This is a genomic window from Mycolicibacterium arenosum (genome assembly GCF_024320865.1).
GTDB lineage: Bacteria > Actinomycetota > Actinomycetes > Mycobacteriales > Mycobacteriaceae > Mycobacterium > Mycobacterium arenosum.
Genome location: NZ_JANDBD010000011.1, coordinates 260,481 through 275,842, shown reverse-complemented (window position 1 = coordinate 275,842; position 15,362 = coordinate 260,481). Strand labels below are relative to the sequence as shown.

15 protein-coding genes are annotated in these 15,362 nt (G+C 69.6%); 3 read left to right on the top strand and 12 right to left on the bottom strand.

Features of this window, described 5'->3' with window-relative positions; genetic code table 11:
- Positions 1–163: 163 nt before the first annotated feature.
- Positions 164–1,792 (bottom strand): chaperonin GroEL, encoded by a 1,629-nt coding sequence (gene groL, locus NM203_RS25380; protein WP_255063354.1) that lies wholly within the window; start codon positions 1,790–1,792, stop codon positions 164–166.
- An 83-nt stretch (positions 1,793–1,875) separates the two neighbouring features.
- Complete coding sequence (gene groES / locus NM203_RS25375; protein WP_036421278.1) at positions 1,876–2,178, bottom strand: co-chaperone GroES; 303 nt, start codon at positions 2,176–2,178, stop codon at positions 1,876–1,878.
- A gap of 235 nt (positions 2,179–2,413) precedes the next feature.
- Between groES and NM203_RS25370 the strand changes: the two genes are divergently transcribed.
- On the top strand, positions 2,414–3,958 hold the full coding sequence (locus tag NM203_RS25370; RefSeq protein ID WP_255063352.1) for an HNH endonuclease signature motif containing protein: 1,545 nt from the start codon (positions 2,414–2,416) through the stop codon (positions 3,956–3,958).
- 91 nt (positions 3,959–4,049) lie between these two features.
- Here the strand turns inward: NM203_RS25370 and NM203_RS25365 are convergent, their stop codons facing one another.
- Genes NM203_RS25365 through alr form a run of 7 tightly spaced genes read right to left on the bottom strand, consistent with a single transcriptional unit; the run spans position 4,050 to position 9,319 of the window.
- Positions 4,050–4,493 (bottom strand): nuclear transport factor 2 family protein, encoded by a 444-nt coding sequence (locus NM203_RS25365; RefSeq protein WP_255063351.1) that lies wholly within the window; start codon positions 4,491–4,493, stop codon positions 4,050–4,052.
- Positions 4,490–5,512, bottom strand: a complete 1,023-nt coding sequence (tsaD, locus tag NM203_RS25360; RefSeq protein WP_255063350.1) for a tRNA (adenosine(37)-N6)-threonylcarbamoyltransferase complex transferase subunit TsaD — start codon at positions 5,510–5,512, stop codon at positions 4,490–4,492. The genes NM203_RS25365 and tsaD overlap by 4 nt, the downstream gene beginning before the upstream one ends.
- The gene (rimI, locus tag NM203_RS25355; RefSeq protein WP_255063349.1) at positions 5,509–5,970 is read right to left on the bottom strand and encodes a ribosomal protein S18-alanine N-acetyltransferase; all 462 of its coding nucleotides are present in this window, start codon (positions 5,968–5,970) and stop codon (positions 5,509–5,511) included. Before rimI ends, tsaD begins: the two co-directional genes overlap by 4 nt.
- Positions 5,967–6,599 (bottom strand): tRNA (adenosine(37)-N6)-threonylcarbamoyltransferase complex dimerization subunit type 1 TsaB, encoded by a 633-nt coding sequence (tsaB, locus tag NM203_RS25350; RefSeq protein WP_408633409.1) that lies wholly within the window; start codon positions 6,597–6,599, stop codon positions 5,967–5,969. Before tsaB ends, rimI begins: the two co-directional genes overlap by 4 nt.
- Positions 6,596–7,072, bottom strand: a complete 477-nt coding sequence (tsaE, locus tag NM203_RS25345; protein ID WP_255063347.1) for a tRNA (adenosine(37)-N6)-threonylcarbamoyltransferase complex ATPase subunit type 1 TsaE — start codon at positions 7,070–7,072, stop codon at positions 6,596–6,598. The genes tsaB and tsaE overlap by 4 nt, the downstream gene beginning before the upstream one ends.
- Positions 7,065–8,132: an alpha/beta fold hydrolase gene (locus tag NM203_RS25340; protein ID WP_255063377.1), complete on the bottom strand. Its 1,068-nt coding sequence runs from the start codon at positions 8,130–8,132 to the stop codon at positions 7,065–7,067. The genes tsaE and NM203_RS25340 overlap by 8 nt, the downstream gene beginning before the upstream one ends.
- A gap of 44 nt (positions 8,133–8,176) precedes the next feature.
- Entirely contained in the window at positions 8,177–9,319 is a 1,143-nt protein-coding gene (gene alr, locus NM203_RS25335) for an alanine racemase (RefSeq protein WP_255063346.1), read from the bottom strand.
- Positions 9,320–9,446: 127 nt separating this feature from the next.
- Between alr and NM203_RS25330 the strand changes: the two genes are divergently transcribed.
- Positions 9,447–11,642 carry a hypothetical protein gene (locus NM203_RS25330; protein WP_255063345.1) on the top strand — a complete coding sequence of 732 codons (2,196 nt, stop codon included), beginning with the start codon at positions 9,447–9,449 and terminating at the stop codon, positions 11,640–11,642.
- On the opposite strand, the gene NM203_RS25325 is transcribed toward NM203_RS25330, so the two are convergent.
- Both NM203_RS25325 and NM203_RS25320 read right to left on the bottom strand, forming a co-directional pair.
- Entirely contained in the window at positions 11,639–13,021 is a 1,383-nt protein-coding gene (locus tag NM203_RS25325; RefSeq protein WP_255063344.1) for a glutamate decarboxylase, read from the bottom strand. The genes NM203_RS25330 and NM203_RS25325 overlap by 4 nt on opposite strands.
- 13 nt (positions 13,022–13,034) lie before the next feature.
- A complete protein-coding gene (locus NM203_RS25320) occupies positions 13,035–14,456 on the bottom strand; it encodes an NAD(P)H-hydrate dehydratase (RefSeq protein ID WP_255063343.1) in 1,422 nt (473 codons plus the stop codon).
- A 32-nt stretch (positions 14,457–14,488) separates the two neighbouring features.
- Between NM203_RS25320 and NM203_RS25315 the strand changes: the two genes are divergently transcribed.
- Positions 14,489–14,869, top strand: a complete 381-nt coding sequence (locus NM203_RS25315; RefSeq protein WP_255063342.1) for a nuclear transport factor 2 family protein — start codon at positions 14,489–14,491, stop codon at positions 14,867–14,869.
- 19 nt (positions 14,870–14,888) lie between these two features.
- On the opposite strand, the gene NM203_RS25310 is transcribed toward NM203_RS25315, so the two are convergent.
- On the bottom strand, positions 14,889–15,347 hold the full coding sequence (locus tag NM203_RS25310) for a CGNR zinc finger domain-containing protein (protein WP_255063341.1): 459 nt from the start codon (positions 15,345–15,347) through the stop codon (positions 14,889–14,891).
- Positions 15,348–15,362 lie beyond the last annotated feature (15 nt).

The following is a 15,362-nucleotide window of genomic DNA, read 5'->3' as shown; positions in this document are numbered from 1 at the left end:
GTGCCAGACGCATCCTCAAGCGCCACCTCGTCGACGTCATCTACCGAGCCATGCACACCGACCAAGCCACCTGGCAACACCAGATCAACACGTGCGAACGCCCCGCATTGACATAGAAGCATCCCCGGCCCAATTGGACCGGGGGTGTTCCGTACAGCTCCGACTAGTGCGAGTGACCGTGCCCGTGGCTGTGCCCGTGGCCGTCGTCCTCGGACTCCGCGGGCTTCTCGACGATCGCGGTCTCGGTGGTGAGCACCATGCGGCCCACCGATGCGGCGTTGAGCACCGCGGACCGCGTCACCTTGACGGGGTCGACGATGCCGTCGGCCAGCAGATCGCCGTAGGTGAGCGTGGCCGCGTTGAAGCCCTGGCCGGCCGGTAGCTCCGAGACCTTGTTCACCACGACCGCGCCGTCGAGCCCGGCATTGGTGGCGATCCAGAACAGCGGCGCCGACAGCGCGGAGGCGAACACGTCGACCCCGAGCGCCTCGTCACCCTTGAGCGACTCCCGAAGCGCCTTCAGCACCGAACCGGCCTGGACGAGCGCGGCGCCACCGCCGGTGACGATGCCCTCCTCGACTGCGGCCTTGGCCGCCGACACGGCGTCCTCCACGGCTTCCTTGCGCTTCTTCAGGTCGGTCTCGGTGGCCGCGCCGACCTTGATGACCGCGACGCCGCCCGACAGCTTGGCCAGCCGCTCCTCGAGCTTCTCGCGATCCCAGTCGGAGTCGGACGCCTCGATCTCGGCGCGCAGCTGCGACTTGCGTCCGTCGATGGCCTCCTGCGTCCCACCACCGTCGACGATCACGGTGCTGTCCTTGGTGACGACGACGCGGCGGGCGGTGCCCAGCACGTCGAGGCCGACCTCGCGAAGCAGCAGACCGACGTCGGGGTTGACGACCTGGCCGCCGGTGACGACGGCGAGATCGTCGAGGAACGCCTTGCGGCGATCACCGAAGAAGGGCGCCTTGACCGCAACGGCCTTGAGCGTCTTGCGAATCGCGTTGACCACCAACGTCGAAAGCGCTTCGCCCTCAACGTCTTCGGCGATGATCAGCAGCGGCTTACCCGCTTCGGCGACCTTCTCCAGCAGGGGCAGGAGATCGGGCAACGAGCTGATCTTCTCGCGGTTCAGCAGCACCAGCGCGTCCTCGAGCACCGCTTCCTGGGAATCGAAGTCGGTGATGAAGTAGGCGGAGGTGAAGCCCTTGTCGAAGCCGACGCCCTCGGTGACCTCGAGCTCGGTGTTCAACGTCGAGGACTCCTCGACGGTGACGACGCCGTCGACGCCGACGGTGGTCATGGCCTCGCCGACCAGTTGGCCGACCTCCTCGTCACGCGACGAGACGGTGGCGACCTGCGCGATCGCCTTCTGATCGCTGACGGGCGTCGCCGCGGCCAGGAGGGCCTCGGAGACCGCGTCGGCGGCCTTGCTGATGCCCGAACCCAGCGCGATGGGGTTGGCGCCCGCCGCGACGTTGCGCAGGCCGGCCTTGATGATCGCCTGTGCGAGCACGGTGGCGGTGGTGGTGCCGTCGCCCGCGATGTCGTTGGTCTTGGTGGCGACCGACTTCACCAGCTGTGCGCCGAGGTTCTCGAACGGATCCTCGAGGTCGATTTCGCGCGCGATGGTGACGCCGTCGTTGGTGACGACGGGGCCGCCGAAGGCCTTGGCCAGCACGACGTGGCGACCGCGGGGCCCCAGCGTCACGCGGACCGCGTCGGCGAGTTTGTCGACACCGGCTTCCATCGCCCTGCGCGCAGTCTCGTTGTACTCAATCTGCTTGCTCATGAATGTCCTTTATGACGGTTAACGAGTGCCGCCCCGGAAACTCACCCGTGGAAACGGGGAGCTCCGGGGCGGGACACTTGGGCTTACTTGTTAACGACAGCCAGCACGTCACGCGCGGAGAGAATCAGGTACTCCTCGCCGCCGTACTTGATCTCGGTGCCGCCGTACTTGCTGTAGATGACGGTGTCGCCCTCGGCGACGTCCAGGGGGATGCGCTTCTCGCCATCCTCGTCCCAGCGGCCGGGGCCAACTGCGACGACGGTGCCTTCCTGCGGCTTCTCCTTGGCCGTATCGGGGATGACCAGACCGGAAGCGGTCGTGGTCTCGGCCTCGTTGGCCTGAACGAGGATCTTGTCCTCGAGTGGCTTGATGTTGACTGCCACGATGGAGCCCTCCACTTAGTTCGGGTGTAGATCCGGGCATGCCCCGGACTGCGGGTGTTAACAGGTGTTTCGGCAGAGGTCCGGGCTCGATGCGCCGTCGTCGCGGGTGCCGGCGCAGGAGTTTTGGTCGACTGCCACCTAGCACTCTATACACGCGAGTGCTAGCGCTCAAGGGTGGGGTTCTGCAAGATCGGTTTCGGCAGATTTCCCGTCGGCGGGTTGAGGTAAAATCGAACACATGTTCGAGTCGAAGAGTGCGCGGGAGTTGATCGACACGATCACCGCGCGTGCTCGGGCGTCGGCGGCTGCGGATGCTGAGAGGTACGCGGCGATCGCGGAGTTGGCGCGTCGCCGGCTGCGCGACGGCGTGGAGTTCGAGGACGCCGCCGCCGATGCCGTCGACGGGGCGGCCGCGGAGATCTCGGCCGCGTTGAACATCGGGCACGGCCGCGCGCTCGGCGAGATCGAGATCGCGACCATGTTGCGCGACACGTTCCCGCGCGTGAACGCCCTGTTCCTGCAGGGCGTGGTGACCGGGCGGCGGGTCTGGATCCTCGCGAAGCGCACCGACCTCGTCGTCGATCCCGACGTGATGGCGCAGTTGGATCGGGTGCTGGCCGACCGCATCCTCGGGTGGGGTCCGCTCTCGGAGTGGAAGTTCGAACAACTCCTCGACGCCGAGATCGCCCGCATCGATCCCGCCGCCGTGCACCGGGTCCGCGAACAGGTCCGCGACCGCGACTTCGTCGTCGGCCGCCACGACGGCTCGGGCACCGTGCCCTACTGGGGCCGCATGACCGGACCCGACGCCGCGATCGCCGTCACCCGGATCCGACGGATGGCGCGCAGCGTGTGCCCCGACGACCCCCGCACCTTCAAGCAGCGCCGTGGTGACGCGCACGCCGCTCTGATGGCCGGATCCACCGTCCTGGCGTGCCTGTGCGAGAACCCGGACTGCCCCGCCGCCGAGGGGGACGACGCCGCGGCGGGCAGTGTGAGCATCCACGTCATCACCGACCGGGCCACCCTCGACACCGCCCTCGGTGCCTGCGTCGACGAGTCCGATCTGCACGGCCCCCGCACCGTGGAGGACGAACTCGACGAGATGATCGACGAGGTCGAGGAGGACGCCCAGCACGACGCCGACACCCGCACCGACGACCACGTCGAGGAACCGCCCGTCCCCGACCCCGGGCCCGAGTCACGGCCTCTGGCGATCATCCCCGGCCACGGCGTCGTCCCCCCGCCCCTGCTGGCCGACCTCATCGCCCGCGGCGCCACGATCAGACCGATCACCAGCCCCGGCGAAGAGGCCGAACCGCGCTACCGTCCCTCGGCGGCCACCGATCACTTCGTCCGCCTGCGCGACCTCACCTGCCGGGCACCGGGCTGCGATCGGCTCGCCGAATTCACCGACATCGACCACACCGTGCCGTATCCGGCCGGGCCGACGCATGCCGGTGGCCTCAAGTGCGATTGCCGAAAGCACCACCTGATCAAGACGTTCCACGCCGGCTGGTCGGAGGTCCAACTCCCCGACGGCACGGTCATCACCACCACCCCGACCGGGCACACCTACACCACCAAGCCCGGCATCACGCTGCTGTTCCCCGACGCCGACGTCACCACCCCCGCACCACCCGCCGGACCCGCACCACCGCCCAGCCCGTACCGCTCCATGATGATGCCCCGCCGAAAACGCACCCGCGCCCAAGCCAAGGCCCAACGCATCAACGCCGAACGCGCCAAGAACCTGCACGACGACGAACCCGCGCCCTTTTAGGACTTCTCGAACCGCTTCTCGCCAGCCCGGTTTCACCTTCAAGTACTGGGCGATGCCGAATGATGCTCGCGCAGTTCCCCCATGGTGGGCGCTACCCGAAGTTGTTCGGATCGATCATCAAGTGGTCGGACACGTCGCCGAGCATCTGGATGTCGACCGTGCGCTCGGTGAAGTGCCAGCCCTCATCGTCGCGCGCGAAAGTGTCGGCGTAGCGCCCCACGACAATGGGCTGCAGTGCCACGGTGTCGGTCTGCTGGATCACGCAGAACGTCGAGCGCGCGGCCGCGGTGTCACTGTCGACGTCGACGATCGGGTTCTGCACCAGATGCCGCGTCCTGGGCGTGTTGCCGTGCTCCGGAAATCGTCGCGTCGTGTTCGCGAACAGCTTCGCGATCGATCGCGCACCGGTGACTCCCATGAAGCTGCCGCGTCCGAGCAGTTCCCCGACCCCGTCGAAGTCACCCGCGTCGATGAGTTCGGCATAGCGATAGAGCAATTCGATGACGGCGAGCTTGTCCTCGACGTTCGCGCTCATGCGATCTGCCCCTTCACCACCGGCAGGCCGGGGTCGCTCGGCACGTCGAGGGGCGACGGCGCAGCACCGGCGGCGATCAGATGCGCGGCGAACGACGCGATCATCGCCCCGTTGTCGGTGCACAGCCGCGGTCTCGGCACCCGCAGCGTCACACCGGCTGCCGCGCAACGCTCTTCGGCGAGTTCGCGCAGCCGCGAGTTGGCCGCCACCCCGCCCGCGATCAGCAGGGTCGACACGCCCAGGTCGGTGACGGCCCGGAGCGCCTTCATCGTCAGCACGTCGGCCACCGCCTCCTGGAAGCCCGCGGCGACGTCGGCGGTCGGCGCGTCGGGGTTGGCCTCGACGTACCGCGCCACCGCGGTCTTGAGCCCCGAGAAGCTGAACGCGTACGGCGCGTCGCGCGGCCCGGTCATGCCGCGAGGGAAGGCGATGGCGGTGCGATCACCGGTGCGGGCCAACTCGTCGAGCGGTCGACCGCCCGGGTACCCGAGCCCGAGCAGTCGCGCCACCTTGTCGTAGGCCTCCCCCGCCGCGTCGTCGACGGTGCTGCCGAGTTCCTCGATCGGCTCGCCGAGCGATCGCACGTGCAGCAGGTTGGTGTGCCCACCGGACACCAGCAGCCCCACGCTCTCCGGCAGCGGCCCGTGTTCGTAGACGTCCGCGGCCAGGTGCCCGCCGAGGTGGTTCACCGCGTAGAACGGCACCTCCCAGGCGGCCGCGTAGGCCTTGGCGGCGGCAACGCCCACCAGCAGCGCACCGGCCAGGCCCGGTCCGATGGTCGCGGCGACGACGTCGGGCTTGTCGACGCCCGCTGCGGCCAGGGCACGCCGCATCGTCGGCCCGAGCGCCTCGAGATGCGCACGCGAGGCGATCTCGGGCACCACACCGCCGAAGCGCGCGTGCTCGTCGACACTGGAGGCCACCTCGTCGGCGAGCAGCGTCAGGGTACCGTCGGACGCGAGATCGCAGATCCCGACGCCGGTTTCGTCGCAGGAGCTCTCGATGGCCAGGATGATCACGCTCGCACCTCCGCCTCTCGGCGCATCGTGTACGCATCCGCACCGCTGACGCGGTAGTACCGCTTGCGCAGCCCCATCTTGGTGAAGCCGACGCTCTCGTACAGACCGATCGCCGCGGCGTTGTCGGTGCGCACCTCGAGGAACACCACACCGCCCACCGCGATGTCGAGAATCCGGTTCAGCAGCTCGCGGCCGATACCGGCACCCTGATGCGCCGGGTCAACGCCGATGGTGTGAATCTCGTACTCGAAGGGCGGCTTTCGGCCCAGCCGGGTGATTCCCGCGTAGCCGACGAGGCGCCCGTCGACGCGCGCCGCGACGTAGTGGTTGTGCTCGGATTCCAGCTCGCGGATGAACGCCGTCGCCGGCCACGGGTCGTCGCCGGGGAACAGCTGTGCCTCGAGTTCACCGCACCGGTCGGCATCGGCGATCCGCAGCCCGTCGTAGGTCACCGTCACGATCGCACTCCGCGCTCCGCCGTGGTTTTCGCATCGGGCCGCCGCAGATACAGCGGCACCAGCGGGCCGGGCGCCGCGGACCAGTCGACCGCGCGGACCAGCCCCGAGGTGGACGGGTGGGTCGGCGTCAGCCGCGGAAGGTCGAACAGCCCAACGTGATCGGGCGATCCCGCCACGGCCGCGGCACCGGCGGGGACGTCACCGGGCGCGCAGACGTCGGGCCCGGTGGTGCGCGCGCCGTCGACGTAACGCGCCCAGTACACCTCGCGGCGACGCGCGTCGGTGACGACCAGGACGTCGCCGTCGGTGTCGATCCCGATGGCGTCGAGGCTGCACACCCCGTACACCGGGACACCGAGCGCGTGGCCGTACGCCGCGGCGGTGGCCATCCCCACCCGAAGGCCGGTGAAGGGGCCGGGACCGCAGCCGACGACGACAGCCGTCAGCTGGGACATCGCAACACCGGCATCGGCCATGGCGCCCAACACGTTCGGGGTCAGCTGCTCGGCGTGCGCGCGAGCGTCGAGCGTCACGTGCTCTGCGAGTACCTCGACCCCCGACGCATCCCGTCGCGCCACTCCCGCCGTGACGGCCGGGGTGGCGGTGTCGATCACCAGCACCGTGGTCACGAGCGGCTCCACCGCCAGACCGCGGTTCGGACGTCGGTGTCGCGGCCACGCTCGAGGCGGATGTCGAGGTGATTGTCCGACAGCCGTTCAGCCAGCCCCTCGCCCCACTCGACGACCACCACCGCGTCCTCCAGGTCGGTATCGAGGTCCAGCGAATCCAGTTCGTCGAGCAGGTTCGCGCGCCCGTCGTCGAGCAGCCGGTACATGTCGACGTGGATCATCGCCGGAGCGCCCTCCCGCCGGGCGCGATGCACCCTGGCGAGGACGAACGTCGGCGACGTCACCGGGCCTTCGACGTCCATCGCCTCGGCGATTCCCTTGGCCAGCACGGTCTTTCCCGCCCCGAGCGGCCCGGAGAGCACGACCACGTCGCCGGCCCGCAGATCCGCGCCGAGCCGAGCCCCGAACGCGATCGTGTCCTCGGCGGTCTGCAGTTCCGCGGTGCCCTCGGACACCGAGCGCCCCTCAGCCATGGTGGCGCACCCGCTCGCGCAACCGTCGCGTCATGGCCGTCAGCTTTGACGGGGTGGCCCGCTCGACGAGACGGACCAGCGCGTCGTTGACGATCCCGGGCTGCTCGAGCTGAACGAGATGACCCGCCCCGCCGATGATGACGAGCTCGGAGTCGGGCAGCGCATCGGCCATTCGCTCCGAGCAGTCCTTGGGGGTGAGCAGGTCCCTGTCACCGCACACGACGAGAGTCGGAACCTTGGCCAGCGTGGCGAGTCCCGCGGTCTCGTCGTGCACCTCGAGGGCGTGCAGGAACCCCACCAGCGTCGCGATCGGCGTGTCGTGCATCATCCGCTCGGAGAAGGCCACAACGCTCGGGCTGATCCGCGCATCGCCGTACGACGCCGCGCGCAGCACCGGGCCGATGACGGCCCGCGCCGCACCCCTGGTCCGGTGCACGGTCTTCGGCGCGTACCGGGTTGCGAAGCGCGCCCCTTCGAGGACGGGGTTCTTGAGGATCTCGCCGAGCGGCGAGCGCGCCACCCCCTCGGCGGCCGACGCCACCAGCGCGGCGCCCGTGATGCGGCTCGGGTAGGACTTGGGGAACTGACGGGCGTGCGACAGCACCGTCATGCCACCCATCGAATGGCCCACCAGCACAACGGGTCCGCGCGGGGCCATCACCGCGAGCACCGCCTCCAGGTCACGTCCCAATTGGTCGACGGTGAAGGTGTCGGGGTCGGCGTCCCCGGACTGGCCGTGACCGCGCTGGTCGTAGAACACCATCCGAACCTGCGAACCCCACTCCTCGGTGAGCCGGGCCCGCTGGAAGTGGAAGGCGCCCATCCGAAGGGTGAAGCCGTGCGCGAACACCACCGTCAACGCGGCATCCTCGGGACCGACCTCGCGGACCGCGAGCGGCACGCCGTCCTCCGTCGTCACCACGAAACCGCGGTCGGCGTCGAGGAGTTCGAAGTCCTCGTCCGCGTAAGGGTCGTCGTCGCTGATCCGTCGCATCACCGAGCGCGCCACCGTCATCCCGGCCAGGCTTCCGACCGCACCGATACCCGCGGCACCGGCCATCCAGCGGGCGTTGCGAATTCGGCCGCGACGGCGCGATTCCCGGCTCACCGGTAGAACCGCCGCACCCGGCCGCGCGGGCTGGTGACGATCTCGTAGTTGATGGTTCCCAACAGTTCGGCCCAGTCCTGCGCGGTCTGCTCGCCGTCGTCGCCGGCACCGAACAGGATGGCCTCGTCGCCCTCGGTCACGTCGACGGGTCCCGGTCCGAGATCCACGACGAACTGGTCCATGCACACCCTGCCGACGGCTCGCCTGCGCCTCCCGTTGATGAGCACATCGAAGCGCCCACTGAGACCGCGGAACAGACCGTCGGCGTAACCGATGGGCAGCAGCGCCACGGTGGTGTCGCGTTCCGCGATCCACGTGTGCCCGTAGGACACCCCGTCACCGGCCGATATCGAACGAACCAGTACCACCGTGCATTTCAGTGTCATCGCGGGGCGCAGCCCCATGTCGCCGCGCTCGGGGATCGGAGTCTGGCCGTACACCGCGATCCCCGGCCGCACCATTTCGTAGGCCAGGTCGGGGCGGGTCAGCGCCGCGGGCGAGTTACACAGGTGCGCGATCTCGAAGTCGACTCCCGCGTCACGGGCCGCAGAGCGGAACTCCGAAAACCGCTGCGCCTGAAGGTCGTTGACGGGGCTGGCGGGCTCGTCACCGCAGGCCAGGTGAGACATGATGCCGCGCAGCCTGATCGACTCGTCGGCGACGGCACCCTTCAGGGCGGCGAGCAGCGCGGGAAACTCGGCGGCGCCGACCCCGTTGCGGTTGAGGCCGGTGTCCACCTTCACGGTCACGACGGCGGTACGACCGGTGCGGTGGGCCGCGTCGAGCACCTCGGTCAGTTGCCGCACCGAGTTGACGCCGAGTTGCACGTCGGCGGCCAGTGCCGGCGCGAAGTCGGTACCCGGCGCGTGCAACCACGCCAGCACGGGCGCGGTGACGCCGTCGCGGCGCAGCGCCAGCGCCTCGTCGAGCGTCGCCACTCCCAGTTCGGCGGCGCCCGCGGCGAGCGCGGCCCGTCCGACCTGCGCGGCGCCGTGGCCGTAGCCGTCGGCCTTCACCACTGCCATGACCTCGGCCGACCCGGCACCCTCCTTGAGCACGCGGACGTTGTGCGCGACGGCCCCGAGGTCGACGACCGCCTGCGCGGCGCTGAATCCCAGGTCGGTGGCATCGGTAGTCATGTCGCCCCCGATTGTCCCAGAACGCGAGTCCGGCCCGGATGCCGAGCGATAGCGATCGCTTTACTCGATGACTAAGACCATAACTAATCGCTTTTCACGGTTGGCCCTTCGTCCTAGATTGAGACGCATGCGCACGCTACTAATCGCGGTCCTCATTCTGGCGGTCAGTGCGTGCACGCCGGCGACGGAGTCCACTGTCGGGGCGGAGTCGGTCAGCCGGTCGGCGTGCGAGGTGCGACTCCCCGCAGACTGGAAGCGCGCGTTGACCGACAGCCGGGTCGACACCGGCGGGGGCGCCGAGCCACTGGCGATCGGGTCCGGTGGTGAAGTCGTCGCAGCACGAGGTGACGACGTCCTGCTGATCCAGCCCGACAAGACCGTCACGACGGTCTACTCGGTGCCGGATGCGGAGCGCGAGGCTCCGGAGGTCGCCGCGATCAACGACCGCTGGATCGCCGTCGGGATCCTCCGCACCGAGGGCCACACCGTCATCGACGGCGAGTCCTACGAGTACGCCGCGAGGACCCTGAAACGGATCGACGTCATCGATCGCCGTGACGACTCGGTTCGCACCGTCTTTGAGACCCCCGAAGCCGACCTCCGGGTCGGGCGCAACCCGATCGACTCGGTGGCCGTGTTCGACGACTCGGTCTACTGGATCACTCGCGACGAGTTCACAGGTGACCACGGGACCCTCCGCGCGTACGACGCGAACAGCGGTGCCACGCGGGAGGTGGAAGTCGGTGACATGCGCGACCTGAGCGCCACCGCGACCGGCATCGTCTGGACGTCGAACCACCCGGAACCACGGCCCGTATTCCGCAGCCTGGCACCGCTACCGGATGCAATAGCGTCGGTCACCGGCATCAACGATGATCAGACCTCGCTGGTCCGCGACGGTGACGCCTACGCCTGGATGACCGGCGTGGCCGAGGGAGGCACCGGCATCGCCCGGTGGTCACCGGAAGCCGGCATCACCCGGATCAGCACGGTGCGACTCTTCGAGGGTGCGCCGGTCACACAGCCCACAGTGGAACTGATCGGACCGTACGTGGTGGTGGGCGCGGGTCAGTGGATCGACTCGTCGACGCTCATCGACACCCGCTCCGGAGCGCTGACGCGGCTCGGGCCCACGGCCTTCGGCGCTGCGGGGGGCTCCATCGTCACTGATCTGACGGATGACAACCGAACGCAGCCCCCCGTAGTCGGGTTGGTGCGCGCCGATCAGCTGTCGCCGTTGGCCTGCTCGGCTACCGGATCCGACGGCGACACCGTCCGGCCGTCGTGCGAGGTGGCGCTACCGGCCGCGTGGCGCACGGCGTTCGCCGACAGCGCAGTAGACACCGGCGGGTCGACCACGCCGCTGGCGGTCGGGCGCGGAGGTGAGATCGCGGCGGGTTACGACGACGGTGACACCCGTCGACTCCTCCTCATCGGCGAGGACGAGTCGGTGAAGACCGTCTACCGGGTCGCCGACGCGGCAGTCGAGAGCATCGGTTTCGCGGCCATCGACGAGCGCCGGATCGTCGTCGGCGTCGACACCGGCCCCCGCAGAACCGATAACGGTCACCCGCACCTCGACGACAACGACGACGTCACGGCCACCAACCCGTCGTTGCCATGGCTGACGCGCATCGACGTCGTCGACCGGTCGAACAACTCGGTGCGAACGATCATGGCGCGCAACGCCGAAGAACGTGTGAGCAGCACCAGCTACCGTGACTCGCTCGCGGTGTTCGACGGCACCGTGTACTGGACCACGCGCGCCTACCCTGCTGACACCGTCGTGCGTTCATACGATCTCGACACCGGCCGGGTCGCCGAGATCGCGAAGGCACCCACCATCGAGCAACTCCGGGCGACGCCGCTCGGCATCGCCTGGTCGGAACCCGACCGGAACCTGAATAGGTTGGTGCACAACGTCGCCGAGGTGCCCGCTGCACTGCAGGCGGCCGGTGCCGATGCCGATGCCCCGCTGGCGACCGACGGCACGGTGTACGCGTGGATCACCGACACCGGCGTCGCGCACTGGTCGCCGGACACGGGGGTGACGCGGATCGACACGCTCGACCTGTTGGGCCGCGACGTCGATCGGTCGCTTCACGTCGACGGGCCGTACGTGATCCTCAGTCTGCGGCTGCACGGCGGCGGCCGGGCGACCGTCATCGACACCCGATCGGGTGCGATCACGTCGCTCGGCACGACCATCGTCACCGCGGGCGGCGGAAGCATCGCGGTGCAGGTTCCGGAAGCCGAGTACAGCAGCCCGCAGGCCGGCCTCGTGCGCACCGCCGACCTGCCCCCGCTTACCTGCGACAGCTAGTGGGCGAACGGCGCCTCGGTGTCGAAGTGTCCGGCCGGCTTGAGTTCGTCGAGGCTCTTGAGCACCGTGCTGATGTCGTCCTTGAGCGCGCGGGCCAGGTCGGCGGAGAAGCCCTCGCGCACCACGATCCGGAGGACGGTCACGTCGGTCGCGTCGTCGGGCATCGTGTAGGCGGGCACCTGCCAGCCGTACGCCCGAAGCGCGTGCGAGACGTCGAATTCCGTGTAGCCGCGGTCGCCGCTGAGCCGGAAGGAGACGACCGGAATGGCCGAACCGTCGGTGATCACCTCGAAGTGCTCGCCAGCGCGTAGCTCGTCGCCGAGCCATCGCGCGGTCTGCGAGAGGCACGTCATCACCTGGGTGAAGCCGCTGCGGCCCAGCCGCAGGAAGTTGTAGTACTGGCCGATCACCTGATTGCCGCCCTTGGAGAAGTTCAGCGTGAACGTCGGCATGTCACCGCCTAGGTAGTTCACCCGGAACACCAACTCCTCGGGGAGGTACTCGCTGCTGCGCCAGACCACGAAACCGACTCCGGGATAAGTCAATCCGTACTTGTGCCCGCTGACGTTGATCGACACCACCCGCGGCAACCGGAAGTCCCAGACCAGGTCGGGGTGCAGGAACGGGACGACGAAGCCGCCGCTGGCCGCATCGACGTGCACGGGGACGTCGACCCCGCCATTCGCCGCCAGCCCGTCGAGCGCCGCGCAGATCTCCGCGATCGGTTCGAGCTCACCGGTGTAGGTCGTGCCGAGGATCGCCACGACGCCGATGGTGTCCTCGTCCACCGCCGCCAGCACCTGCTCGGGCGTGATGACGTACCGCCCCTCCTCCATTGGAAGGTAGACGGGCTCGACGTCGAAGTACCTGCAGAACTTCTCCCACACCACCTGGACGTTGGAGCCCATGACCAGGTTCGGCCTGCGGCTGCGCCACCCGTCGCCCACCTTCTGCCGCCACCGCCAGCTCATCGCCAGCCCGGCGAGCATCACGGCCTCGCTGGACCCGACCGTCGAGGCCCCGATGGCCGTGCTCGGGTCGTCGTCGCGCAGGCCTTCGGCGTGGAACAGATCGGCCACCATGCAGACGCAGCGCTGCTCGATCGCCGCCGTCGCGGGGTACTCGTCCTTGTCGATCATGTTCTTGTCGAAGGTCTCGGCCATCAACTTCTCGGCCTCGGGGTCCATCCACGTCGTCACGAACGTCGCGAGATTCAGCCGGGAGCTGCCGTCGAGCATGAGCTCGTCGTGAATGAACCGGTACGCCGCGCCCGCGTCCATGCACTCGTCGGGCAGGCGCAGTGCGGGCACGGGCGCCATCGAGAAGCGTCCGGTGTAGGCGGGCGAGATCGAGGGGGCGTGCTTGTGCTTGCGGGACATGGGTCTTCCCTTCCTAGAGAGCGGCGATCGAGGCGCGGATGTGGTCGAGGATGCCCGCCGCGGACGTCGGCGCCGGGCGCGGACCGGGCTGCGCGGCAGCCTGCGCGGCGGCACGGGCGTGCACGAACGCGGCCATCGCCGCGGCTTCGCCGGGCGGCAGCCCCGAAGCCAGCAGCGCACCGACCACCCCCGAGAGCACGTCGCCGGAACCCGCTGTGGCGGCCCAGGATTGCCCGGCCGGGTTCAGGTACACCACGCCGTCGGGCTGGGCGATCACGGTGACGTTGCCCTTGAGCAGAACGGTGGCGCCGAACTGCTCGGCAAGGCGCCGGGTGGCGTGCACCCGGTCGTCACCGGGCGGATGACCTGCGAGCCTGGCGAATTCGCCGGCGTGCGGCGTCAGCACGGTGGGCGCTCGGCGGCCCGCCACCAGATCGGGATGGGCGGCGAGGATCGTCAGCGCGTCGGCGTCGACGATCACCGGGAGATCGGTGCCCAGCGCGAACATCAGCGCGCCCGCCCCCGCGTCGTCGGTGCCGATACCGGGACCGACGACCCAGGCCTGGACCCGGCCCGCCGCGTTCGCGCTGGACGCCGCCACCACCTCGGGCCAGTGGTCGACGACCTGCGCGGCCGCCGCTCCCGCGTAGCGCACCATGCCCGACGTCGCGGCGACGGCGGCGCCCGTGCAGAGGATCGCGGCGCCGGGATACGCCGCCGAACCGGCGAGCACCCCGGTGACCCCCTGGGTGTACTTGTCGTCGTGCGCCCCCGGCACGGGCCACCGGGCGGCGACGTCGGCGGCCTCGAAACCTCGGAGGTCGGTCGGCGGCAGGTCGAGCCCGATGTCGACGAGTTCGACCCGGCCGCACTCCCCCAGCGCGTGCACGGGTTTGAGTCCGCCGAAGGTCACGGTCAGATCGGCACGCACGTGCGGGCCGTCCGCGGCGCCGGTGTGCACGTCGACGCCGCTGGGCAGGTCGACGGCGACGACGGGGACCTCCGCGTCGGCGAGGTCGGCGAATAGCTCCGCCGCGCCGGGTCGCAGCGGCCCCGAGCCCGAGATGCCGACGACCCCGTCGAGCACCAGATCGGTTGTCGGCGGAACGCGCTGCACCACCCGGCCGCCGGCATGCCGGAAGGCGGCGAGGGCTTTCGCGTGGGTGCGGTCGACGTTCAGCAGGACGGCCGACGCGGCGGCACCGCGACGCCGGAGGAACGTCGCCGCCCACAGCGCGTCACCGCCGTTGTCACCGGAACCGACGATCGCACACACCTCGCGGCCCGCGACCCCACCGGTGCGTGCGCGCAGTTCGCGGATCAGTGCCACCGACAGGCCGTATGCGGCCCGGCGCATGAGAACGCCGTCGGGCAGTGACGCCAGCAGTGGCGCCTCCGCGGCCCGGATCGCGTCGGCGGAGTAGTAGTGCCGCATTGACGCTTACGTTACGGGGTACTCGCTCGGGCATGACGGATTCTCGGAACACTCTGGATGCTCTTCTGGAACTCGAGCACGCCGGCTGGGCGTCCCTGAGCGACGGCACCGGCGACGAGTTCTACGGCAGAATCATGACCGACGACGCGCTGATGGTGCTCGCCAACGGCATGGTGATGGATCGCGACACCGTGGCGGCCGCGCTCGGCGAGTCGCCGCCGTGGACGCGCTACGAGATCGCGGATGCGAGGCTCGTCGCCATCGACGCCGATACCGCCGCGCTGGTCTACCGTGGCACCGGCTATCGCGAGGGCGCTGACGAGCCGTTCGTCGGTGCGATGTCGTCGGTGTACACGCGCAGCACGACGGGCTGGAAGCTCGCGCTGTATCAGCAGACCGCCGTCGCGGACTGAATCTCGACGAGCAGTCGGGTCAGCCGTTGCGTCGCGCGCGGCTGTAGTGCCGCCGCGCCTTCATCCGGTTGCCGCACTCGCTCATCGAGCACCAGCGACCCGTGCCCGAGCGGCTCCGGTCCAGCAGGAAGAGCCTGCACTCGTCGTTGGCGCACGGCCGCAACCGTCCCGGCATGTCCGCCTGTAACTCACCCCACGCCAGCACCATTCGCGCCGGCCAGTCGGCGTTCAACGTCCATGTGATCCCGTCGTCGGCCACCGCCGGCGTGCGCGTGGCGCCCCGCAGATAGCTCGCGAGCACGGTGGGCGCGACCTCACCGCGCACCACCCGCTGAAGGTCGTCCCGTAGGCGGCGGGCGTCGGCGACCGTCTGGTTTCCCGCCGCGTGGTCGCGCATCCAGCGGCCGTCGAGCAGCTCGGTCTGCACACCCTCGACCACCGGTGTGGTGTTCAGCAGTTCCAGAAGCAGGTCGGACATACTAACCATCATAAC

Coding starts and splice junctions, on each gene's coding strand:
- groL (WP_255063354.1), bottom strand. CDS start 1,792: ATGAGCAAGCAGATTGAGTACAACGAGACTGCGCGCAGGGCGATGGAA.
- NM203_RS25325 (WP_255063344.1), bottom strand. CDS start 13,021: ATGTCCCGCAAGCACAAGCACGCCCCCTCGATCTCGCCCGCCTACACC.
- NM203_RS25315 (WP_255063342.1), top strand. CDS start 14,489: ATGACGGATTCTCGGAACACTCTGGATGCTCTTCTGGAACTCGAGCAC.
- NM203_RS25310 (WP_255063341.1), bottom strand. CDS start 15,347: ATGTCCGACCTGCTTCTGGAACTGCTGAACACCACACCGGTGGTCGAG.
- alr (WP_255063346.1), bottom strand. CDS start 9,319: ATGACTACCGATGCCACCGACCTGGGATTCAGCGCCGCGCAGGCGGTC.
- NM203_RS25320 (WP_255063343.1), bottom strand. CDS start 14,456: ATGCGGCACTACTACTCCGCCGACGCGATCCGGGCCGCGGAGGCGCCA.
- NM203_RS25330 (WP_255063345.1), top strand. CDS start 9,447: ATGCGCACGCTACTAATCGCGGTCCTCATTCTGGCGGTCAGTGCGTGC.
- NM203_RS25365 (WP_255063351.1), bottom strand. CDS start 4,493: ATGAGCGCGAACGTCGAGGACAAGCTCGCCGTCATCGAATTGCTCTAT.
- NM203_RS25340 (WP_255063377.1), bottom strand. CDS start 8,132: ATGGCCGGTGCCGCGGGTATCGGTGCGGTCGGAAGCCTGGCCGGGATG.
- NM203_RS25370 (WP_255063352.1), top strand. CDS start 2,414: ATGTTCGAGTCGAAGAGTGCGCGGGAGTTGATCGACACGATCACCGCG.
- tsaE (WP_255063347.1), bottom strand. CDS start 7,072: ATGGCTGAGGGGCGCTCGGTGTCCGAGGGCACCGCGGAACTGCAGACC.